Raw genomic sequence first — 21,959 nt, 5'->3', positions numbered from 1 at the left:
GTGTCAATTTGACGACTCAATGATTTTGGACTAAAGGCCTTACAGGCCGGCACAGGATACCTGAATGTGGGTATCAAAGACAAAATGTTTTGAACGATGTCCTTTGTAGTTGTTGTTTTGCACAAATTTTTTAATTTTTATATGTGAAGTTGAGGTAACCGCCATGTCGACACCGGATAATCGTTCCGTCAATTTTTTTAGCTTGTTCCGCCGGGGGCAGCACTACGCGAAGACGTGGCCAATGGAAAAGCGCCTCGCGCCCGTGTTTGTAGAGAACCGCGTGATCCGTATGACACGTTACGCAATCCGTTTTATGCCGCCTATCGCCGTCTTCACGTTATGCTGGCAAATTGCGTTGGGTGGTCAGTTGGGACCGGCTGTGGCGACCGCGCTGTTTGCGCTGAGCCTGCCAATGCAGGGCATGTGGTGGTTGGGTAAGCGCTCCGTGACACCGCTGCCGCCTTCGATTCTCAACTGGTTCTACGAAGTTCGGGGGAAATTACAAGAAGCCGGACAGGCGTTATCGCCGGTTGAAGGGAAGCCTGATTACCAGGCGCTGGCTGACACGCTTAAGCGTGCCTTCAAACAACTGGATAAAACTTTCCTCGATGATTTGTAATTGACCCCTGATTACGCATATAAAAGAAGGCACAAGATGCCTTCTTTTTTTTCATCGCAGTAGTAGTGATACAGGAGTCCCAAATGGAAATGACCAACGCTCAACGTCTGATTTTGTCGAATCAGTACAAAATGATGACTATGCTCGATCCCACTAACGCCGAGCGTTATCGTCGTTTGCAGACGATTATTGAACGCGGTTACGGTTTGCAGATGCGCGAGCTGGATCGTGAGTTTGGTGAGCTGACGGAAGAAACCTGCCGTACGATTATCGATATTATGGAGATGTATCACGCATTACATGTGTCCTGGACTAATCTTAAGGATGCACAGGCCATTGATGAGCGCCGCGTGACCTTCCTCGGTTTTGACGCCGCAACGGAAGCCCGTTTCCTCGGATACGTTCGCTTTATGGTCAATGTGGAAGGTCGCTATACCCACTTTGATGCGGGTACGCATGGCTTCAACGCCCAGACCCCGATGTGGGAAAAATATCAGCGTATGTTGAACGTCTGGCACTCTTGCCCGCGCCAGTATCACCTGAGCGCGAATGAAATTAACCAAATCATTAATGCCTGAGGGGGCGAGCGTGCAGTGCAAAGGTTTTCTGTTTGATCTGGATGGAACGCTGGTCGATTCCTTACCCGCAGTAGAACGCGCGTGGTGCAACTGGGCCGATCGTTTTGGCCTCGATCACGACGAGGTGCTCGGATTTATTCATGGCAAGCAGGCCATTACCTCTCTGCGACACTTTATGGTGGGCAAATCTGAGGCTGAGATCGCTGCGGAGTTCACCCGTCTTGAGCAGATCGAAGCGACGGAAACCGCTGGGATCACCGCGCTGCCGGGGGCTGTTGAGTTGCTTAACCACCTCAATAAAGCGGGTATTCCTTGGGCGATTGTGACCTCCGGTTCTATGCCGGTCGCACGAGCGCGCCATCGTGTCGCGGGGCTTCCCGCGCCTGAAGTGTTTGTCACCGCCGAACGGGTAAAAAGAGGGAAACCAGAACCAGACGCTTATCTGTTAGGTGCTCAACTGCTGGGTCTCGCACCGCAAGAGTGTACCGTGGTTGAAGATGCGCCCGCTGGTGTGCTTTCAGGACTGGCGGCTGGGTGTCATGTGATCGCGGTCAATGCGCCTGCGGACACGCCGCGTCTGGATGAGGTCGACTTTTCGTTGACCAGTCTGGAACAGATTTCCGTGACCAAGCAACCCAACGGAAATGTGGTCGTAGTAAGAAATACCTGATCATGATTTAGCCCCAGATTGTTGGGGCTTTTTTATGGCAGAATCGACTCATCCCTCTCATTTAACAAGGATATGTTGTGAACGGTGAATTGATATGGGTTCTCTCATTGTTGGCGATTGCCGTCGTTTTGTTTGCCACTGGCAGAGTGCGTATGGATGCAGTTGCTCTGTTGGTCATCATTGCCTTTGTTCTGAGTGGAACACTGAGCATCTCAGAGGCTTTTTCGGGTTTCAGCGATCCTAACGTTATTTTGATTGCGGCTTTATTTATCATTGGTGACGGCCTGGTGCGTACCGGGGTGGCAACGGTGATGGGGGCATGGCTGGTGAAGGTGGCCGGCAGTAGTGAAGTCAAAATGCTGGTTTTGCTGATGATCACCGTCGCCGGGCTCGGTGCCTTTATGAGTTCCACTGGCGTAGTCGCGATTTTTATTCCTGTTGTTTTAAGCGTATCTATGCGCATGCAAACCTCGCCCTCGCGTCTGATGATGCCGCTTAGCTTCGCGGGGCTTATCAGCGGCATGATGACGCTGGTGGCGACGCCGCCCAACCTGGTCGTCAACAGTGAGTTACTGCGCGAGGGGCTCAACGGTTTCAGCTTTTTCAGCGTGACTCCGCTTGGGCTGGTTGTTCTGGTGCTCGGCATCATTTACATGCTGCTGATGCGTTTTATGCTCAAAGGTGAGGACTCCGGGCAACAGGGGGATGGCTGGAAACGCCGGACCTTTCGCGATCTTATCAAAGAGTATCGTCTGACGGGGCGCGCCCGCCGCCTGGCTATTCGTCCCGGCTCGCCGATGATTGGCCAGCGTCTTGACGACCTGAAGCTGCGTGAGCGCTACGGGGCGAACGTGATTGGTGTTGAGCGCTGGCGTCGCTTTCGGCGCGTAATTGTGGACGTTAATGGGGTCTCTGAGTTCCGTGCCCGTGACGTTTTGCTCATTGATATGTCCGCCGCTGATGTCGATCTGCGCGAATTCTGCAGTGAACAATTGCTGGAGCCGATGGTGCTGCGCGGCGAGTATTTTTCCGAACAGGCGCTTGATGTGGGGATGGCTGAGATTTCGTTGATCCCGGAATCAGAATTAATCGGTAAAACGGTAAGGGAAATCGCGTTTCGTACGCGTTACGGCCTGAATGTCGTCGGGGTGAAGCGTGATGGTACGGCGATGGACGGCGCGGTAGTGGATGAACCGTTGCTGATGGGCGATATCATTCTGGTCGTGGGTAACTGGAAACTTATCACATCGTTGGGTAAAAAAGGCCGCGACTTTGTGGTGTTGAACATGCCGGTCGAAGTCAGTGAAGCGTCTCCGGCGCACAGCCAGGCACCGCACGCGATTTTCTGTCTGGTTCTGATGGTTGCGTTAATGCTGACGGATGAAATACCCAATACGGTGGCCGCAATTATCGCCTGCCTGCTGATGGGGAAATTCCGGTGTATTGATGCAGAGAGCGCCTATAAGGCGATCCACTGGCCAAGCATTATCTTGATCGTCGGGATGATGCCTTTTGCGCTGGCTTTACAAAAGACCGGCGGTGTCGATCTGGTGGTAAAAGGACTCATGGACGTCGGTGGGGGATATGGCCCGTACATGATGCTGGGTTGTCTGTTTGTCCTGTGTGCGACCATTGGTTTATTTATCTCGAATACCGCAACAGCGGTGCTGATGGCACCGATTGCGCTGGCGGCGGCAAAGTCGATGGGCGTTTCGCCGTATCCTTTTGCGATGGTGATTGCGATGGCGGCTTCCGCCGCCTTTATGACGCCGGTGTCTTCACCTGTTAACACGCTGGTGTTGGGGCCGGGTAACTACAGCTTTAGCGACTTCGTGAAGATTGGCGTACCGTTTACGGTGATTGTCATGGCAGTGTGCGTGGTGATGATCCCGATGCTGTTCCCGTTTTGACCGCCGCAGTAAACGCCTGATGGCGATGCGCTTATCAGGCCTACGGATATCACGCCTACCTGTAGGCCGGATAAGGCGTTAGCCGCCATCCGGCAAAATCGTTTAAAGTGGTGAATCCTGACTGATTTCATCTAATGAGAGGTGAAAGCTTGGGACAAACATGTCCATAAAGTAGTCCATCTCTTCGCTGCGTCGTGACTCCAGCGTTTTTTCCAGACGTGTTTTCGCCAGCAGAAACTCGTTGTTACCGGCTGAGAGTTCTTCCAGGCACTTCAGATACGCGCACAGGGCATCGGCCTGTTTAACAATCGATCTTTCTTCTTCACTTAAGGCATGTTCATCAATGAGCGGTGCAAAAATATCGCGCAACTCATCGGGAACCATATCGACCAGTTTTTGCTGGGCAATTTTCTCTATCGCTTTATATTCCTGAGCAATCTGCGAGTTGAAATATTTCACTGGGGTAGGGAGATCGCCGGTTAACACCTCTGACGCATCGTGATACATCGCCAGCAGGGCAATACGCTCAGCATTTACCTGACCACCAAATTTACGGTTTTTGATCGCGGCCAGCGCATGAGCAACCATGGCAACCTGCAGACTGTGTTCAGACACGTTTTCGGTGCGCACGTTGCGCATCAGCGGCCAGCGGTTAATGAGCTTCAGACGGGATAGGTGGGCAAAAAAATGGCTCTGCTTCATAACGACCCTTATATGATGGCAACCTAAGAGTCATTGTGCGCAGAGAAGGCTGTCAGATGCAAATACTCGTCATACTGGTCCGACAGCCTTTGTTTAATTACAACTGGTGATAGCCTGACAGGAAGCGCTCGAATTTACTTAGCGACATTTCGATATCGTCAATACGCGGCAGTGTGACGATACGGAAATGATCCGGCCACGGCCAGTTGAAAGCCGTTCCCTGAACCAGCAGGACTTTTTCCTGCAGCAGAAAGTCGAGAACCATCTTCTGGTCGTCGTGAATATTGAAGCGTTTGGCATCAATTTTCGGGAACATATACAGCGCGCCGCGTGGCTTCACGCAGGAGACGCCCGGAATATCATTAAGTAATTCCCATGCCCGGTTGCGCTGTTCATACAAACGTCCGCCTGGCATGATAAATTCGCTGATGCTCTGGTATCCACCCAGCGCGGTTTGAATGGCGTGTTGCGCTGGAACGTTGGCGCATAAACGCATGGAGGCCAACATTTCAAGACCTTCAATATACCCTTTGGCATGTTTCTTCGGCCCGTTCAGTACCATCCAACCCTGGCGGAACCCCGCAACACGATAAGTTTTTGACAGGCCATTGAAGGTAATAGTCAGCAGATCCGGGGCCATTGCCGCAATTGAGTGATGCTCGGCATCATCATAGAGAATTTTGTCATAAATCTCGTCAGCAAAGATAATGAGGTTGTTCTGGCGAGCAATCTCAACAATCTCCATCAGCAGCTCTTTAGAGTAAACGGCGCCGGTAGGGTTGTTTGGGTTAATGATGACGATCCCACGTGTGCGCGGGGTGATTTTTGCCCGAATATCATCAAGGTCCGGGAACCAGTCTGACGATTCATCACACAGGTAGTGCACGGCATTACCGCCAGAGAGCGATACTGCCGCTGTCCACAGCGGGTAATCAGGTGCAGGAACCAGCATTTCGTCCCCACTGTTCAGCAACGCCTGCATCGCCTGAACGATTAATTCAGAAACGCCATTACCGATATAAATGTCCTCCACGGTAACATCGCGCATCCCGCGGGCCTGGTAATGCTGCATGATCGCTTTGCGGGCTGAATAAAGACCTTTTGAATCGCAATACCCTTGTGCGGTAGGCAAATTGCGGATCACATCGACCAGAATTTCATCTGGTGCTTCAAACCCGAATGGCGCAGGGTTGCCGATGTTGAGTTTCAGAACTTTATTGCCTTCTTCTTCCAGGCGCTTTGCTTCCTTCAGAACCGGGCCACGAATGTCATAACAGACATTTTCTAATTTGCTGGATTTTTCAATGGGGGACATGAATCTTGACCTTTTTAGCTGTGAATGCCACTCCCTGCCGTGGAAGTCAGCACAGAACAATGTACTCCCCCGACGGTGAGTTTTGAAGGGTCTTTAGTAGAAGATTTCGAAAGTTGCGATGTTATAATTAACTGTTAATAACTAAATAATGAAATTAATATAGAATTATAATCTTGATATTTTTGATTTTGTGGTTATATGTTTCGAGGTGGCGGCTCGGGTATGGTGATTTGTTTTGGTAAAAATAGTGAGATGTGCAAAACGGGGCGCGGTCGGGAGTATCTGCTGTATTGCGCAATTCGAAAATACTGAGGTTTGAGCCTGACAAACTGTTATCGGCCTGATCTGACAACGACGCGGTGTGAATCTATTGTTAAGTATAATTAATGAATGGTGGCATTCTTAATTAATTATTATTTAATATTTAAACAGTATTTATTGAACGCGTTAATAATACGAAAACTGCCAGTCTGAGTTATCACCTTTTTGCTTCGATTAATTCGCGATAACACTTATAAATATAGTGGTTTTAGGTTAAGATAAGTCCCATGAAATGGTACGCAACTTGTGTTTTGCGATAATTCTAATGTTAGTTAAGAGTTTCTAACATACTGAAAAGTTAGTTTTTAATGTGTAAATTAGTGTTCGTTAACTATTTTTCAAATTTACAAAATTTACATGTTTTCCATTAGTCAGAATCATCCAACAGCTAAAAAAATGACTCTTTCTCGTTGCTATATTCCGATGAGTGTCACGGGTATTATATAGCGCTGAAAGGGAATTGTTTCGTTTGTTAAAGCAAATACATCCTTATTTTCACCTGGTTACACCTGGTGAAACTGCGAGGGAGGCCCATTACAAATGGAGTTGTTTGTTTCTGAATGCACAGCATTAACCCGGTATGACCCGCGAGTAAGTGAAAAATTATGATAAATGCAAATCGTCCGATAATTAACCTCGATCTCGATCTGCTGAGAACCTTCGTTGCCGTTGCCGATCTGAATACCTTCGCGGCTGCGGCAGCTGCGGTATGTCGCACTCAGTCTGCGGTGAGTCAGCAAATGCAACGTCTCGAACAACTTGTGGGGAAAGAGTTGTTCGCGCGCCATGGACGTAACAAACTACTGACCGAGCATGGGATTCAGTTGCTGGGTTACGCCAGAAAAATATTGCGTTTTAATGATGAGGCATGCTCATCATTGATGTTTAACAATCTTCAGGGAGTGTTAACTATTGGCGCTTCTGATGAGTCAGCGGATACTATCCTTCCTTTTCTGCTGAACCGGATAAGTTCGGTTTATCCGAAGCTTGCGCTGGATGTCAGAGTGAAACGCAACGCTTACATGGTGGATATGCTGAAGTCACAAGACGTTGATCTGGTGGTGACAACCAACCGGCCAGGCGATTTTGAGTGTCTGAATCTGCGTACCTCACCTACGCACTGGTATTGTGCGGCCGAATATATTTTACAAAAAGGTGAGCCGGTGCCGCTGGTGCTGCTGGATGATCCGAGTCCGTTCCGCGATATGGTACTGGCAACGCTGAACGCTGCACAGATCCCGTGGCGTCTGGCCTATGTTGCTTCAACATTAGCGGCTGTTCGTGCGGCAGTGAAGGCGGGGTTGGGCGTGACTGCCCGTCCTGTAGAAATGATGAGCCCGGATTTACGCGTACTGGGCGCGGCGGACGGATTGCCACCGTTGCCGGAAACGGAGTACTTGCTGTGCTGCGACCCTGCATCACAAAATGAGCTGGCTCAGGTGATCTTTAAGTCGATGCAGACCTATCAAAATCCCTGGCAATACAACCAGTTTACCCCTGAAGGGGGAGACGATTCGCTGATTGTCGAAGGCGACTTTGAGTGATGTACCATAAATAATCGTTATAAAATGTAAGTGCAAAAAAGAGTCGCTGGTGATGAAAAAACATCCAGTGGCTCTTTTTTTATGCAAATAATGGTCGGAGATGGCATTTTGTATACCAAAACTTAACAAAATCAGTAGGTAAAAAAATCACCTACAAATAGTGCAAAAAACAATCACTCGAGGCGCTATTCATTTTCATGTTAAAAAACTAGAGAAATTGTTGCTGTTTTTTATGGTGAATTAACAAAAGCGTGTCACAGATCAAGAAAATACTCCCATTTAGGGGGAGGCATCTGTGTGAATTCCTGTCAAAATAGACGGGTATCATTTTTTTACTTCACTACGGACACGATTCAACAACATTAAAAATGACCGATGACGCGATCGAAATGGGTCTAAATAGCACTTTATGTTAATGGTGTTGGAGTTGTGTAAAATAATGTGAGGAAACTTTTGTTAAAGTTGACAAAAGGTTATAGAAAGGAGTAAAAAACCCCATCAATTAGCTGTCTAAAATGATTTTTCACAGTGATTGTAAGGTTTTTTTTATTCCTCCCCATGAATCGATGTGGCGTTCATCTGCCGAAAAGAGCAGAGAATTTGGCGCTACTTTTGATGAGTAAGCAATGAGTATGTCAACATCCACTGAAGTCATCGCTCATCACTGGGCATTCGCTATCTTTCTTATTGTCGCCATTGGCCTGTGCTGCCTGATGCTCGTCGGCGGCTGGTTTTTAGGTGGTCGCGCACGCGCGAGATCTAAAAACGTGCCGTTTGAATCAGGTATCGACTCGGTCGGCACCGCCCGCTTGCGCCTGTCTGCCAAGTTTTATCTGGTAGCCATGTTCTTCGTTATCTTCGACGTTGAAGCGCTGTATCTGTTCGCATGGTCAACCTCTATCCGTGAAAGCGGTTGGATTGGCTTTGTGGAAGCTGCAATTTTTATTTTTGTGTTACTGGCAGGTCTGGTTTATCTGGTGCGTATTGGCGCGCTGGACTGGACGCCCGCGCGTTCACGCCGCGAGCGTATGAACCCGGAAACGAACAGTATCGCTAATCGTCAACGCTAACCGCGAGGCATTAAGATGGATTATACGCTCACCCGCATAGATCCTAACGGTGAGAACGACCGTTACCCCCTGCAAAAACAGGAGATCGTAACCGACCCCCTGGAGCAGGAAGTTAACAAAAACGTGTTCATGGGCAAGCTGCATGACATGGTTAACTGGGGCCGTAAAAACTCAATTTGGCCATATAACTTTGGCCTTTCCTGCTGCTACGTAGAGATGGTGACCTCGTTTACCGCCGTGCATGACGTGGCCCGTTTTGGTGCAGAAGTATTGCGTGCATCGCCGCGTCAGGCTGACCTGATGGTCGTAGCCGGAACCTGCTTTACCAAAATGGCCCCGGTTATTCAGCGCCTCTACGATCAGATGCTGGAACCGAAATGGGTTATTTCCATGGGCGCCTGCGCCAACTCCGGCGGTATGTACGATATCTACTCGGTAGTGCAGGGCGTTGATAAATTTATTCCGGTCGATGTGTACATCCCGGGATGCCCGCCGCGTCCAGAAGCGTACATGCAGGCACTGATGCTGCTGCAAGATTCCATTGGCAAAGAACGCCGTCCGCTCTCCTGGGTGGTTGGCGATCAGGGCGTTTATCGCGCCAATATGCAGTCAGAACGCGAGCGTAAACGCGGCGAACGTATTGCTGTAACGAATCTTCGTACACCAGACGAGATTTAATTTGCGCCTGTCGGCAGCAGCACTTCCTTCGCTTACCACTACATAAATAGCGCGAAGCACTGCCGACCACCACGGACCATTTGCAATGGTGAACAATATGACCGACTTAACCGCGCAAGACGCCGTATGGCAAACACGGGATCACCTTGATGACCCGGTCATTGGCGAACTGCGCAACCGTTTTGGGCCGGATGCCTTTACCGTTCAGGCTACTCGCACTGGGGTACCCGTTGTCTGGGTCAAGCGTGAACAGTTACTCGAAGTTGGCGATTTCTTAAAGAGACTGCCGAAACCTTACGTCATGCTGTTTGACTTACACGGCATGGACGAACGTCTGCGTACGCACCGCGAAGGGTTACCCGCCGCGGATTTTTCCGTTTTCTATCACCTGATCTCCATTGAACGCAATCGCGATATCATGCTCAAGGTGGCTTTGTCTGAAAACGATCTGCGCGTACCGACTTTCACCAAACTGTTCCCGAACGCCAACTGGTATGAGCGTGAAACCTGGGAAATGTTTGGCATCGACATCGAAGGTCACCCGCACCTGACGCGTCTGCTGATGCCGCATACCTGGGAAGGCCATCCGCTGCGTAAAGACTACCCGGCGCGTGCGACCGAATTTGACCCGTTTGAGCTGACTAAAGCCAAACAGGATCTGGAAATGGAAGCGCTGACCTTCAAACCTGAAGACTGGGGCATGAAGCGTAGCACCGAAAACGAGGACTTTATGTTCCTCAACCTCGGTCCTAACCACCCGTCTTCCCATGGTGCGTTCCGTATTGTCCTGCAGCTTGATGGCGAAGAAATCGTCGACTGCGTACCTGACATCGGCTACCACCACCGTGGCGCTGAAAAGATGGGCGAACGTCAGTCCTGGCACAGCTACATTCCGTACACTGACCGTATCGAGTACCTCGGTGGCTGCGTGAACGAAATGCCGTACGTGCTGGCAGTCGAAAAGCTGGCGGGTATTACCGTACCGGATCGCGTCAACGTGATTCGCGTCATGCTGTCTGAACTGTTCCGTATCAACAGCCACCTGCTGTACATCTCCACGTTCATTCAGGACGTCGGCGCAATGACTCCGGTATTCTTCGCCTTTACCGACCGTCAGAAAATCTATGACGTTGTGGAAGCGATCACCGGTTTCCGTATGCACCCGGCCTGGTTCCGTATCGGCGGTGTGGCACACGATCTGCCGCGCGGTTGGGACAAACTGCTGCGTGATTTCCTCGACTGGATGCCAAAACGTCTGGATTCTTACGAGAAAGCCGCACTGCGTAACACCATCCTGAAAGGCCGTTCGCAGGGCGTTGCCGCTTACGGCAAGAAAGAAGCGCTGGACTGGGGCTGTACCGGTGCTGCGCTGCGTGCGACCGGTATTGATTTCGACGTGCGTAAAGCGCGTCCGTACTCTGGCTACGAAAACTTTGACTTTGAAGTCCCGGTTGGCGGTGGTGTATCCGACTGCTATACCCGCGTGATGCTGAAAGTTGAAGAGCTGCGCCAGAGTCTGCGCATCCTTGAGCAGTGCCTCAATAACATGCCGGAAGGCCCGTTCAAAGCGGATCACCCGCTGACGACGCCGCCGCCGAAAGAGCGCACGCTGCAACATATCGAAACCCTGATCACCCACTTCCTGCAGGTTTCGTGGGGACCGGTTATGCCGGCAAACGAGTCCTTCCAGATGGTGGAAGCGACCAAGGGTATTAACAGTTACTACCTGACCAGCGATGGCAGCACCATGAGTTATCGTACCCGTATCCGTACCCCGAGCTATGCGCACCTGCAGCAGATCCCGGTAGCGGTACGTGGCAGCCTGGTGTCCGACCTGATCGTCCATCTGGGTAGTATCGATTTTGTTATGTCAGATGTGGACCGCTAATTATGCACGAGAACCAACAACCACAAACCGAGGCTTTTGAGCTGAGTGCGGCTGAGCGTGAAGCGATTGAGCACGAGAAGCACCACTACGAAGACCCGCGTGCGGCGTCCATTGAAGCGCTGAAAATCGTTCAGAAGCAGCGTGGCTGGGTGCCGGATGGGGCGATCTACGCGATCGCTGACGTGCTGGGTATCCCGGCAAGCGACGTCGAAGGTGTTGCGACATTCTACAGCCAGATCTTCCGTCAGCCGGTCGGTCGCCACGTGATCCGCTATTGCGACAGCGTCGTGTGCCATATCAATGGCTACCAGGGGATCCAGGCTGCGCTTGAGAAAAAACTCAACATCAAGCCGGGGCAGACGACCTTTGATGGTCGCTTTACGCTGCTGCCGACCTGTTGCCTGGGGAACTGCGACAAGGGGCCGAATATGATGATCGATGAAGATACTCATGCTCACCTGACCCCGGAAGGCATTCCCGAACTGTTGGAGCGGTATAAATGAAAGACATTATCCGTACTCCCGAAACGCATCCGCTGACCTGGCGTCTGCGTGATGACAAACAGCCTGTATGGCTGGACGAATATCGTAGCAAGAACGGTTATGAAGGTGCGCGTAAGGCCCTGACCGGGCTGTCACCGGATGAAATCGTCAACCAGGTAAAAGACGCTGGCCTGAAAGGGCGCGGTGGCGCAGGCTTTTCCACCGGTCTGAAGTGGAGCCTGATGCCGAAAGACGAATCCATGAACATCCGTTACCTGCTGTGTAACGCCGATGAAATGGAACCCGGCACCTATAAAGACCGCTTGTTGATGGAACAGCTGCCGCACCTGCTGGTGGAAGGCATGCTGATCTCCGCGTTTGCGCTGAAAGCGTACCGTGGTTACATCTTCCTGCGCGGTGAATATATCGAAGCGGCTGTGCATCTGCGCCGCGCGATTGCCGAAGCGACCGAAGCCGGTCTGCTTGGCAAAAACATCATGGGCACCGGTTTCGATTTCGAACTGTTTGTGCACACCGGGGCGGGGCGTTACATCTGTGGTGAAGAAACCGCGCTGATCAACTCCCTCGAAGGTCGCCGTGCTAACCCACGCTCCAAGCCGCCGTTCCCGGCAAGCTCTGGTGCATGGGGTAAACCGACCTGCGTTAACAACGTCGAAACCCTGTGTAACGTACCGGCTATCCTCGCAAACGGCGTGGAGTGGTACCAGAACATTTCGAAGAGCAAAGACGCGGGCACCAAACTGATGGGCTTCTCTGGTCGCGTGAAGAATCCGGGACTGTGGGAGCTGCCGTTCGGCACTACTGCGCGTGAAATCCTCGAAGATTACGCGGGCGGCATGCGCGATGGCCTGAAGTTCAAAGCCTGGCAGCCGGGCGGCGCGGGGACTGACTTCCTGACTGAAGCACATCTCGACCTGCCGATGGAATTCGAAAGCATTGGTAAAGCCGGTAGCCGTCTGGGTACCGCGCTGGCGATGGCGGTTGACCACGAGATTGGCATGGTTGGGCTGGTGCGTAACCTCGAAGAGTTCTTTGCCCGCGAGTCCTGTGGCTGGTGTACGCCGTGCCGTGATGGTCTGCCGTGGAGTGTGAAAATTCTGCGTGCGCTAGAGCGTGGCGAAGGCCAGCCTGGGGATATCGAGACACTTGAGCAACTGTGTCGTTTCCTCGGCCCGGGTAAAACCTTCTGTGCACACGCACCGGGTGCGGTGGAACCGCTACAGAGCGCCATTAAATATTTCCGCGAAGAATTCGAAGCTGGCATTAAGCAGACCTTCAGCAATACCCACGCTATTGGTGGTATTCAGCCGAACCTGCTGAAAGAGCGCTGGTGATCACAGGGTTAGCCCTGTGTCGCGATAAGAAATTCGATTAACGCTTGGTCACTGACCGAGCCAACTGGAAGCATGCTGACTATGGCTACGATTCATGTAGACGGCAAAGAATATGAGGTCAATGGAGCGGACAACCTGCTGGAAGCTTGTCTGTCTCTCGGCCTTGATATTCCATACTTTTGCTGGCACCCGGCGCTGGGCAGCGTCGGTGCTTGCCGCCAGTGTGCGGTGAAGCAATATCAGAACGCGGAAGACACGCGTGGTCGCCTGGTGATGTCTTGTATGACACCGGCCACCGAAGGTACCTTTATTTCTATTGATGACGAAGAAGCGAAGCAGTTCCGCGAAAGCGTCGTCGAGTGGTTGATGACCAACCACCCGCACGACTGCCCGGTCTGCGAAGAGGGCGGTAACTGCCACCTTCAGGATATGACCGTCATGACTGGTCATAGCTTCCGTCGCTACCGCTTCACGAAGCGTACACACCGCAACCAGGATTTGGGGCCGTTCATCTCTCACGAAATGAACCGCTGCATCGCCTGCTATCGCTGCGTACGTTACTACAAAGATTACGCCGATGGCACGGATCTGGGCGTGTATGGCGCACATGACAACGTCTACTTCGGTCGTCCGGAAGACGGTACGCTTGAGAGCGAATTCTCCGGTAACCTGGTAGAAATTTGTCCGACCGGCGTGTTTACCGACAAAACGCACTCCGAGCGTTATAACCGTAAATGGGATATGCAGTTTGCCCCGAGCATCTGCCAGCAGTGTTCCATTGGCTGTAACACCAGCCCGGGTGAGCGTTACGGCGAACTGCGTCGTATCGAAAACCGCTACAACGGTACCGTTAACCACTACTTCCTCTGCGACCGTGGTCGTTTTGGCTATGGTTACGTGAACCTGAAAGACCGTCCGCGTCAGCCGGTACAGCGTCGTGGCGATGATCTGATCACCCTGAACGCTGAGCAGGCGATGCAGGGGGCGGCAGATATTCTGCGTCAGTCGAAGAAAGTGATCGGTATCGGCTCTCCGCGCGCCAGCGTTGAAAGTAACTTCGCGCTGCGTGAACTGGTCGGTGCGGATAACTTCTATACCGGTATAGCCCAGGGCGAGCAGGAACGTCTGCAACTGGCACTGAGCGTGCTGCGTGACGGCGGGATTCATACTCCGGCACTGCGCGAAATCGAATCTTATGATGCGGTTCTGGTGCTGGGCGAAGATGTCACCCAAACCGGTGCGCGCGTTGCGCTGGCAGTGCGTCAGGCGGTGAAAGGTAAAGCGCGTGAAATGGCGGCGGCACAGAAAGTGGCTGACTGGCAGATCGCAGCAATCCTTAACATCGGCCAGCGTGCTAAGCATCCGCTGTTCGTTACCAATGTCGATAACACCCGCCTGGATGATATCGCCGCTTGGACCTATCGTGCACCGGTTGAAGATCAGGCGCGTTTAGGTTTCGCTATCGCTCATGCGCTGGATAACAACGCGCCGGCGGTTGACGGTATCGACCGTGACCTGCAGAACAAAATTGACGTTATCGTTCAGGCATTGGCCGGGGCGAAGAAACCACTGATTATTTCCGGCACTAACGCCGGTAGTGCCGAAGTGATTCAGGCGGCTGCCAACGTGGCGAAGGCGCTGAAAGGCCGTGGTGCAGACGTCGGCATCACCATGATTGCTCGCTCGGTTAACAGCATGGGCCTCGGCATGATTGGCGGTGGTTCCCTTGACGATGCGCTGACCGAGCTGGAAACAGGCCGCGCTGACGCCGTTGTGGTGCTGGAAAATGACCTGCATCGCCATGCTTCAGCTGCTCGCGTTGATGCCGCTCTGGCGAAAGCGCCGCTGGTACTGGTCGTTGACCATCAGCGTACGGCAATTATGGAAAACGCCCATCTGGTGCTTTCCGCTGCAAGCTTCGCTGAAAGCGATGGTACGGTGATTAACAACGAAGGCCGCGCCCAGCGTTTCTTCCAGGTCTATGACCCATCCTACTACGACAGCAACACCGTAATGCTGGAAAGCTGGCGCTGGCTGCACTCGCTGCACAGCACCGTGCAGAGCCGTGAAGTGGACTGGACGCAGCTCGACCACGTTATCGACGCGGTCGTTGAGAAGTTGCCGCAGCTGGCAGGCATTAAAGATGCCGCGCCGGACGCAAGCTTCCGTATCCGTGGACAGAAGCTGGCGCGTGAACCGCACCGCTACAGCGGTCGTACCGCAATGCGCGCCAACATCAGCGTACACGAACCGCGCCAGCCGCAGGACAAAGACACCATGTTCGCCTTCTCTATGGAAGGGAACAACCAGCCGTCTGCGCCGCGTTCACAAATTCCGTTTGCCTGGGCTCCGGGCTGGAACTCCCCACAGGCGTGGAACAAGTTCCAGGATGAAGTGGGCGGTAAACTGCGTCATGGCGATCCGGGCGTGCGTCTGATCGAGGCTTCTGCGGGGGATATGGCGTACTTCACAACCGTTCCGGCGAGCTTCCAGGCTCAGGAAGGTCAGTGGCGTATCGCGCCTTACTATCACCTGTTTGGTAGTGATGAAATGTCCCAGCGTGCGCCGGTCTTCCAGACCCGTATGCCGCAGCCGTACATCAAGCTCAACCCGGCAGATGCCGCGAAGTTGGGTGTTAATGCCGGTACGCGCGTTTCTTTCAGCTACGATGGCAACACGGTTACGCTGCCGGTTGAAATCGCTGAAGGATTAACGGCAGGGCAGGTTGGTTTGCCGATGGGCATGCCTGGCATCGCGCCGGTTCTGGCAGGTGCGCGTCTTGAGGATCTGCAGGAGGCACAACAATGAGTTGGATTACACCCGATCTGATTGAGATCCTGCTGAGCATTCTCAAAGCGGTGGTGATCCTGCTGGTGGTGGTCACCTGCGGGGCATTCATGAGCTTTGGCGAACGCCGTCTGCTGGGTCTGTTCCAGAACCGTTACGGACCGAACCGTGTGGGCTGGGGCGGTTCGCTCCAGCTGGTTGCGGACATGATCAAGATGTTCTTTAAAGAAGACTGGATCCCGAAATTCTCGGATCGCGTCATCTTTACCCTGGCACCGATGATCGCCTTCACCTCGCTGCTGCTGGCTTTCGCCATCGTGCCGGTGAGTCCGAACTGGGTAGTGGCCGACCTGAACATCGGGATCCTGTTCTTCCTGATGATGGCGGGCCTCGCGGTATACGCGGTGCTGTTCGCCGGCTGGTCCAGTAACAACAAATACTCACTGCTCGGTGCGATGCGTGCGTCTGCGCAGACGCTGAGCTACGAAGTGTTCCTCGGACTTTCCCTGATGGGCGTGGTGGCGCAGGCCGGTTCATTTAACATGACCGACATCGTCAACAACCAGGCTGATATCTGGAACGTTATTCCGCAGTTCTTTGGTTTTGTCACCTTTGCCATCGCGGGCGTGGCGGTGTGTCACCGTCACCCGTTTGACCAGCCAGAAGCCGAGCAGGAACTGGCCGACGGTTACCACATTGAATATTCCGGTATGAAATTCGGTCTGTTCTTCGTGGGTGAGTACATCGGTATTGTCACCATTTCTGCGCTGATGGTTACCCTGTTCTTCGGTGGCTGGCATGGCCCGTTCTTACCACCATTCGTCTGGTTCGCGCTGAAAACCGCGTTCTTCATGATGATGTTCATTTTGATTCGTGCGTCGTTACCGCGTCCTCGTTATGACCAGGTAATGTCCTTCGGCTGGAAAGTCTGTCTGCCGCTGACGCTCGTCAACTTGCTGGTAACGGCGGCTGTCATTCTCTGGCAGGCGCAATAAGGGACACAAAGACCATGACCTTAAAAGAATTGTTCGTAGGTTTCGGCACCCAGGTACGCAGTATCTGGATGATCGGCCTGCATGCGTTCGCGAAACGCGAAACGCAGATGTACCCGGAAGAGCCGGTCTATCTACCGCCCCGTTTTCGTGGTCGTATCGTTCTGACACGTGATCCTGACGGTGAAGAGCGCTGCGTTGCCTGTAACCTGTGTGCGGTAGCGTGTCCGGTAGGCTGTATCTCTTTGCAAAAAGCAGAGACCAAAGATGGCCGCTGGTATCCGGAGTTTTTCCGCATTAACTTCTCACGCTGCATTTTCTGCGGCCTGTGTGAAGAAGCCTGTCCGACAACGGCTATTCAGCTGACTCCAGATTTCGAGCTGGGTGAGTACAAGCGCCAGGACCTGGTTTACGAGAAAGAGGATCTGCTGATCTCCGGTCCGGGCAAATACCCGGAATATAACTTCTACCGGATGGCAGGTATGGCAATCGACGGCAAAGATAAGGGCGAAGCAGAGAACGAAGCTAAGCCTATCGACGTCAAGAGCCTGTTACCGTAAGGAGAGGGGCAATGGAGTTCGCTTTTTATATCTGTGGCCTGATAGCCATTCTCGCAACCTTGCGGGTGATCACCCACACCAATCCGGTACACGCACTGCTGTATCTGATTATTTCGCTGCTGGCGATTTCCGGGGTGTTCTTCTCGTTAGGCGCTTACTTCGCCGGTGCGCTGGAAATTATCGTCTACGCGGGCGCTATCATGGTGCTGTTCGTATTCGTGGTAATGATGCTCAACCTCGGTGGTTCTGAAATTGAACAGGAACGCCAGTGGCTGAAACCTCAGGTGTGGATTGGTCCGGCGATTCTGTCGGCCATCATGCTGGTGGTCATTGTTTACGCCATTCTGGGCGTAAACGATCAGGGCATAGACGGGACGCCAATTAGCGCGAAAGCAGTCGGTATTTCCCTGTTCGGACCGTATGTACTGGCGGTCGAACTGGCTTCGATGCTGCTGCTGGCGGGTCTGGTTGTGGCCTTCCACGTGGGGCGCGAAGAGCGTTCAGGTGAAGTGCTGAGCAATCGCACCGATGACCGCGCGAAAAGAAAAACGGAGGAGCACGCATGATCCCCTTACAACATGGACTGATCCTCGCTGCGATTTTATTCGTCCTGGGTTTGACCGGTCTGGTTATCCGCCGCAATCTGCTGTTTATGCTGATCGGGCTGGAAATCATGATTAACGCCTCTGCGCTGGCCTTTGTGGTCGCCGGAAGCTACTGGGGCCAGACCGATGGTCAGGTGATGTACATTCTCGCCATCAGCCTTGCGGCTGCGGAAGCGAGCATTGGACTTGCGCTGTTGCTGCAACTTCATCGCCGTCGCCAGAACCTGAACATCGATTCAGTAAGTGAGATGCGTGGATGAACATGCTTGCCTTAACCATTATTCTGCCATTTATTGGCTTTGTATTACTGGCGTTTTCTCGTGGTCGTTGGTCAGAAAATCTGTCCGCTACCGTGGGTGTCGGGTCGATTGGTCTGGCCGCGCTGGTGACTGCGTTTGTTGGCGTTGATTTCTTTGCCAATGGCCAGCAGGCTTACAGCCAGCCGCTGTGGACGTGGATGTCAGTCGGTGATTTCAACATCGGTTTCAACCTGGTGCTGGACGGCCTGTCGCTGACCATGCTCTCCGTGGTGACCGGTGTCGGTTTCCTGATCCACATGTTCGCCTCCTGGTATATGCGCGGAGAAGAGGGCTATTCTCGTTTCTTCGCCTACACCAACCTGTTTATCGCCAGCATGGTGGTTCTGGTGCTGGCGGATAACCTGCTGCTGATGTACCTCGGCTGGGAAGGCGTGGGCCTGTGCTCCTATCTGCTGATTGGTTTCTACTACACCGATCCGAAGAATGGCGCTGCGGCAATGAAAGCCTTCGTGGTAACCCGTGTTGGTGACGTATTCCTGGCGTTCGCACTGTTCATTCTCTACAACGAGCTGGGCACGCTGAACTTCCGCGAAATGGTGGAACTGGCGCCTGCGCATTTTGCAGACGGCAACAACATGCTGATGTGGGCAACCCTGATGCTGCTGGGCGGTGCGGTCGGTAAATCTGCACAGCTGCCGTTGCAAACATGGCTTGCTGATGCGATGGCTGGCCCGACGCCTGTCTCCGCGTTGATCCACGCCGCGACGATGGTTACCGCCGGTGTCTACCTGATTGCACGTACGCACGGCCTGTTCCTGATGACCCCGGAAATCCTGCATCTGGTGGGGATTATCGGTGCTATCACGCTGGTGCTGGCGGGTTTTGCTGCGCTGGTACAGACCGACATCAAACGTGTTCTCGCTTACTCCACTATGAGCCAGATTGGCTACATGTTCCTGGCGCTTGGCGTTCAGGCGTGGGATGCGGCGATTTTCCACCTGATGACGCACGCCTTCTTTAAAGCGCTGCTGTTCCTGGCATCCGGCTCGGTTATCCTGGCCTGCCACCACGAACAGAACATCTTCAAGATGGGCGGCCTGCGTAAGTCTATTCCGCTGGTGTATCTCTGCTTCCTGATTGGTGGCGCGGCGCTGTCGGCTCTGCCGCTGATTACCGCTGGCTTCTTCAGTAAGGATGAGATTCTGGCCGGTGCGATGGCGAACGGTCATATCAATCTGATGGTTGCAGGTCTGGTCGGTGCGTTCATGACCTCGCTGTATACCTTCCGCATGATTTTCATCGTGTTCCACGGTAAAGAACAAATTCACGCTCACGCCGGGAAGGGGATTACCCATCATCTGCCGCTGATTGTGCTGATGATCCTGTCCACCTTTGTTGGCGCGCTGATTGTGCCGCCACTGCATGGCGTACTGCCGGCGACGACCGAGCTTGAGCATGGTCGCGTCATGACGCTGGAAATTACTTCCGGTATCGTCGCGATTGCGGGCATCCTGATCGCAGCATGGCTGTGGCTGGGTAAACGCCAGCTTGTGACATCGATTGCCAACAGTGCGCCAGGCCGTTTGCTGGGTACCTGGTGGTATAACGCCTGGGGCTTCGACTGGCTGTACGACAAAGTGTTCGTCAAGCCGTTCCTCGGTGTTGCATGGCTGCTGAAACGCGATCCGCTGAACGCAATGATGAACATTCCGGCGATCCTGTCTCGCTTTGCAGGTAAAGGCCTGCTGTTAAGCGAGAACGGCTATCTGCGCTGGTATGTGGCATCAATGAGCATCGGCGCCGTTGTTGTGCTGGCACTGTTGATGGTACTGCGTTGAGTTTGTTGGCTGGATGAACGACTGCCGGATGGCGCTGCGCTTATCCGGCCTACAAACCCAAAAATAATTTTTAGAATTCGTTGAAAATCTGTTCCTGAAGTACAGGCGTCATCGGCGAAGTCAGACCGAATACCGCCAGCGCAGAGCAACCGGAGCGTACTGAAGTACGTGAGGATTGCGAGCACTGCCGGGATTTGGGCTGATGAGTGAGATAGCCTGAGCAGGAGTAAATATAAGGGACATACTTAGCTATGTTATTACCCTGGTTGATATTAATCCCCTTTATCGGTGGCTTCCTGTGCTGGCAGACCGAACGCTTTGGCGTGAAGGTGCCGCGCTGGATAGCGCTGATTACCATGGGACTGACGCTGGCGCTTGGCTTGCAACTGTGGTTGCAGGGCGGCTATTCACTGACGCAATCCGCTGGCATTCCGCAGTGGCAGTCTGAGTTTGTCCTGCCGTGGATCCCACGTTTTGGCATCTCTATTCATTTAGCCATCGACGGTTTGTCGCTGCTGATGGTGGTGCTGACCGGTCTGCTCGGTGTTCTGGCGGTACTTTGCTCCTGGAATGAAATCGAAAAATACCAGGGCTTCTTCCACCTGAACCTGATGTGGATCTTAGGCGGCGTAATCGGCGTATTCCTTGCCATCGACATGTTCCTGTTCTTCTTCTTCTGGGAAATGATGTTGGTGCCGATGTACTTCCTGATCGCGTTGTGGGGGCATAAAGCCTCTGACGGTAAAACGCGTATCACGGCGGCCACCAAGTTCTTCATTTATACCCAGGCGAGTGGTCTGGTGATGTTGATTGCCATCCTGGCGCTGGTGTTTGTGCACTACAAAGCGACCGGCGTGTGGACCTTCAACTATGAAGAACTGCTGAATACCCCGATGTCCCACGGCGTGGAATACCTGCTGATGCTGGGCTTCTTCATCGCCTTCGCGGTGAAAATGCCGGTGGTTCCGCTGCACGGCTGGTTGCCGGATGCGCACTCCCAGGCACCGACCGCAGGTTCCGTTGACCTGGCGGGGATTCTGCTGAAAACGGCGGCCTATGGTCTGCTGCGCTTCTCCCTGCCGCTGTTCCCGAACGCGTCGGCGGAGTTCGCGCCTATCGCTATGTGGCTTGGCGTAATCGGCATCTTCTACGGCGCGTGGATGGCCTTTAATCAGTACGATATCAAACGTCTGATTGCCTACACCTCTGTATCGCACATGGGCTTCGTGCTGATTGCTATCTACACCGGCAGCCAACTGGCGTACCAGGGTGCGGTTATCCAGATGATTGCGCACGGTCTTTCTGCAGCCGGTCTGTTCATCCTGTGTGGTCAGCTGTACGAACGTCTGCACACGCGTGATATGCGTATGATGGGCGGCCTGTGGGGCAAAATGAAATGGTTGCCTGCGCTGTCAATGTTCTTCGCAGTGTGTACGCTGGGTATGCCGGGTACAGGTAACTTCGTTGGCGAATTCATGATTCTGTTCGGCAGCTATCAGGTGGTTCCGGTCATTACCGTGATCTCAACCTTTGGTCTGGTGTTTGCCTCTGTTTACTCGCTGGCGATGCTGCATCGCGCTTACTTCGGTAAGGCGAAAAGCCAGATTGCCAGTGTTGAACTGCCAGGGATGTCGCTGCGTGAGCTGTTTATCATCCTGTTGCTGGTCGTGCTTCTGGTACTGCTTGGCTTCTATCCGCAGCCGATTCTGGATACCTCGCATTCTGCGATGAGCAACATCCAGCAGTGGTTTGTTAATTCCGTTACTACTACAAGGCCGTAAATCG

19 protein-coding genes are annotated in these 21,959 nt (G+C 53.0%); 17 read left to right on the top strand and 2 right to left on the bottom strand.

Features of this window, described 5'->3' with window-relative positions; genetic code table 11:
- The first annotated feature begins 163 nt into the window (after window positions 1–163).
- From yfbV to EHN13_RS17500, 4 genes are all read left to right on the top strand, one after another.
- Entirely contained in the window at window positions 164–619 is a 456-nt protein-coding gene (gene yfbV, locus EHN13_RS17515) for a terminus macrodomain insulation protein YfbV (protein ID WP_003028087.1), read from the top strand.
- Between the two features lie 83 nt (window positions 620–702).
- Window positions 703–1,197 (top strand): YfbU family protein, encoded by a 495-nt coding sequence (locus EHN13_RS17510; RefSeq protein WP_003028086.1) that lies wholly within the window; start codon window positions 703–705, stop codon window positions 1,195–1,197.
- On the top strand, window positions 1,190–1,867 hold the full coding sequence (locus tag EHN13_RS17505; protein WP_086523398.1) for a sugar phosphatase: 678 nt from the start codon (window positions 1,190–1,192) through the stop codon (window positions 1,865–1,867). The genes EHN13_RS17510 and EHN13_RS17505 overlap by 8 nt, the downstream gene beginning before the upstream one ends.
- A gap of 77 nt (window positions 1,868–1,944) precedes the next feature.
- Window positions 1,945–3,777 (top strand): SLC13 family permease, encoded by a 1,833-nt coding sequence (locus EHN13_RS17500; RefSeq protein WP_048211069.1) that lies wholly within the window; start codon window positions 1,945–1,947, stop codon window positions 3,775–3,777.
- A gap of 102 nt (window positions 3,778–3,879) precedes the next feature.
- Here EHN13_RS17500 and yfbR read toward each other — a convergent pair whose 3' ends face one another.
- A complete protein-coding gene (yfbR, locus tag EHN13_RS17495) occupies window positions 3,880–4,479 on the bottom strand; it encodes a 5'-deoxynucleotidase (RefSeq protein WP_061068221.1) in 600 nt (199 codons plus the stop codon).
- Window positions 4,480–4,576: 97 nt separating this feature from the next.
- Window positions 4,577–5,794, bottom strand: coding sequence for an alanine transaminase AlaA (gene alaA / locus EHN13_RS17490; protein WP_005129483.1), 1,218 nt, complete (start codon window positions 5,792–5,794; stop codon window positions 4,577–4,579).
- Window positions 5,795–6,720: 926 nt separating this feature from the next.
- On the opposite strand from alaA, the gene lrhA reads away from it, so the two are divergent.
- From lrhA to nuoM, 13 genes are all read left to right on the top strand, one after another.
- Window positions 6,721–7,659, top strand: a complete 939-nt coding sequence (gene lrhA, locus EHN13_RS17485; protein ID WP_005129482.1) for a transcriptional regulator LrhA — start codon at window positions 6,721–6,723, stop codon at window positions 7,657–7,659.
- Window positions 7,660–8,285: 626 nt separating this feature from the next.
- Window positions 8,286–8,729, top strand: a complete 444-nt coding sequence (nuoA, locus tag EHN13_RS17480) for an NADH-quinone oxidoreductase subunit NuoA (protein ID WP_040230134.1) — start codon at window positions 8,286–8,288, stop codon at window positions 8,727–8,729.
- A 15-nt stretch (window positions 8,730–8,744) separates the two neighbouring features.
- Window positions 8,745–9,407 carry an NADH-quinone oxidoreductase subunit NuoB gene (gene nuoB, locus EHN13_RS17475; RefSeq protein WP_003028075.1) on the top strand — a complete coding sequence of 221 codons (663 nt, stop codon included), beginning with the start codon at window positions 8,745–8,747 and terminating at the stop codon, window positions 9,405–9,407.
- Between the two features lie 85 nt (window positions 9,408–9,492).
- The gene (gene nuoC / locus EHN13_RS17470; protein WP_075551358.1) at window positions 9,493–11,295 is read left to right on the top strand and encodes an NADH-quinone oxidoreductase subunit C/D; all 1,803 of its coding nucleotides are present in this window, start codon (window positions 9,493–9,495) and stop codon (window positions 11,293–11,295) included.
- 2 nt (window positions 11,296–11,297) lie between these two features.
- Window positions 11,298–11,798: an NADH-quinone oxidoreductase subunit NuoE gene (gene nuoE / locus EHN13_RS17465; protein WP_003028069.1), complete on the top strand. Its 501-nt coding sequence runs from the start codon at window positions 11,298–11,300 to the stop codon at window positions 11,796–11,798.
- On the top strand, window positions 11,795–13,132 hold the full coding sequence (gene nuoF, locus EHN13_RS17460) for an NADH-quinone oxidoreductase subunit NuoF (RefSeq protein ID WP_005129472.1): 1,338 nt from the start codon (window positions 11,795–11,797) through the stop codon (window positions 13,130–13,132). Before nuoE ends, nuoF begins: the two co-directional genes overlap by 4 nt.
- An 81-nt stretch (window positions 13,133–13,213) precedes the next feature.
- Window positions 13,214–15,940, top strand: coding sequence for an NADH-quinone oxidoreductase subunit NuoG (nuoG, locus tag EHN13_RS17455; protein WP_124021808.1), 2,727 nt, complete (start codon window positions 13,214–13,216; stop codon window positions 15,938–15,940).
- Entirely contained in the window at window positions 15,937–16,914 is a 978-nt protein-coding gene (gene nuoH, locus EHN13_RS17450) for an NADH-quinone oxidoreductase subunit NuoH (protein ID WP_003028063.1), read from the top strand. Before nuoG ends, nuoH begins: the two co-directional genes overlap by 4 nt.
- 14 nt (window positions 16,915–16,928) lie before the next feature.
- Complete coding sequence (gene nuoI / locus EHN13_RS17445) at window positions 16,929–17,471, top strand: NADH-quinone oxidoreductase subunit NuoI (protein ID WP_003028062.1); 543 nt, start codon at window positions 16,929–16,931, stop codon at window positions 17,469–17,471.
- An 11-nt stretch (window positions 17,472–17,482) separates the two neighbouring features.
- Entirely contained in the window at window positions 17,483–18,037 is a 555-nt protein-coding gene (nuoJ, locus tag EHN13_RS17440) for an NADH-quinone oxidoreductase subunit J (protein ID WP_003028059.1), read from the top strand.
- Entirely contained in the window at window positions 18,034–18,336 is a 303-nt protein-coding gene (gene nuoK, locus EHN13_RS17435; protein WP_000612644.1) for an NADH-quinone oxidoreductase subunit NuoK, read from the top strand. Before nuoJ ends, nuoK begins: the two co-directional genes overlap by 4 nt.
- Window positions 18,333–20,174, top strand: coding sequence for an NADH-quinone oxidoreductase subunit L (nuoL, locus tag EHN13_RS17430; protein ID WP_048211071.1), 1,842 nt, complete (start codon window positions 18,333–18,335; stop codon window positions 20,172–20,174). Before nuoK ends, nuoL begins: the two co-directional genes overlap by 4 nt.
- Window positions 20,175–20,425: 251 nt before the next feature.
- The gene (nuoM, locus tag EHN13_RS17425) at window positions 20,426–21,955 is read left to right on the top strand and encodes an NADH-quinone oxidoreductase subunit M (RefSeq protein ID WP_003027692.1); all 1,530 of its coding nucleotides are present in this window, start codon (window positions 20,426–20,428) and stop codon (window positions 21,953–21,955) included.
- Window positions 21,956–21,959: the final 4 nt, after the last annotated feature.

Source organism: Citrobacter youngae (assembly GCF_003818115.1).
GTDB lineage: Bacteria > Pseudomonadota > Gammaproteobacteria > Enterobacterales > Enterobacteriaceae > Citrobacter > Citrobacter youngae.
Note: the sequence above shows the minus strand (reverse complement) of the source record. Positions and strands in the feature narration are given on the sequence as shown.

Bases quoted from the DNA above. Each gene is read 5' to 3' on its own strand.
- yfbV (WP_003028087.1), top strand. From the start codon at position 164: ATGTCGACACCGGATAATCGTTCCGTCAATTTTTTTAGCTTGTTCCGC.
- EHN13_RS17510 (WP_003028086.1), top strand. From the start codon at position 703: ATGGAAATGACCAACGCTCAACGTCTGATTTTGTCGAATCAGTACAAA.
- EHN13_RS17505 (WP_086523398.1), top strand. From the start codon at position 1,190: ATGCCTGAGGGGGCGAGCGTGCAGTGCAAAGGTTTTCTGTTTGATCTG.
- yfbR (WP_061068221.1), bottom strand. From the start codon at position 4,479: ATGAAGCAGAGCCATTTTTTTGCCCACCTATCCCGTCTGAAGCTCATT.
- alaA (WP_005129483.1), bottom strand. From the start codon at position 5,794: ATGTCCCCCATTGAAAAATCCAGCAAATTAGAAAATGTCTGTTATGAC.
- lrhA (WP_005129482.1), top strand. From the start codon at position 6,721: ATGATAAATGCAAATCGTCCGATAATTAACCTCGATCTCGATCTGCTG.
- nuoA (WP_040230134.1), top strand. From the start codon at position 8,286: ATGAGTATGTCAACATCCACTGAAGTCATCGCTCATCACTGGGCATTC.
- nuoB (WP_003028075.1), top strand. From the start codon at position 8,745: ATGGATTATACGCTCACCCGCATAGATCCTAACGGTGAGAACGACCGT.
- nuoC (WP_075551358.1), top strand. From the start codon at position 9,493: ATGGTGAACAATATGACCGACTTAACCGCGCAAGACGCCGTATGGCAA.
- nuoE (WP_003028069.1), top strand. From the start codon at position 11,298: ATGCACGAGAACCAACAACCACAAACCGAGGCTTTTGAGCTGAGTGCG.
- nuoF (WP_005129472.1), top strand. From the start codon at position 11,795: ATGAAAGACATTATCCGTACTCCCGAAACGCATCCGCTGACCTGGCGT.
- nuoG (WP_124021808.1), top strand. From the start codon at position 13,214: ATGGCTACGATTCATGTAGACGGCAAAGAATATGAGGTCAATGGAGCG.
- nuoH (WP_003028063.1), top strand. From the start codon at position 15,937: ATGAGTTGGATTACACCCGATCTGATTGAGATCCTGCTGAGCATTCTC.
- nuoI (WP_003028062.1), top strand. From the start codon at position 16,929: ATGACCTTAAAAGAATTGTTCGTAGGTTTCGGCACCCAGGTACGCAGT.
- nuoJ (WP_003028059.1), top strand. From the start codon at position 17,483: ATGGAGTTCGCTTTTTATATCTGTGGCCTGATAGCCATTCTCGCAACC.
- nuoK (WP_000612644.1), top strand. From the start codon at position 18,034: ATGATCCCCTTACAACATGGACTGATCCTCGCTGCGATTTTATTCGTC.
- nuoL (WP_048211071.1), top strand. From the start codon at position 18,333: ATGAACATGCTTGCCTTAACCATTATTCTGCCATTTATTGGCTTTGTA.
- nuoM (WP_003027692.1), top strand. From the start codon at position 20,426: ATGTTATTACCCTGGTTGATATTAATCCCCTTTATCGGTGGCTTCCTG.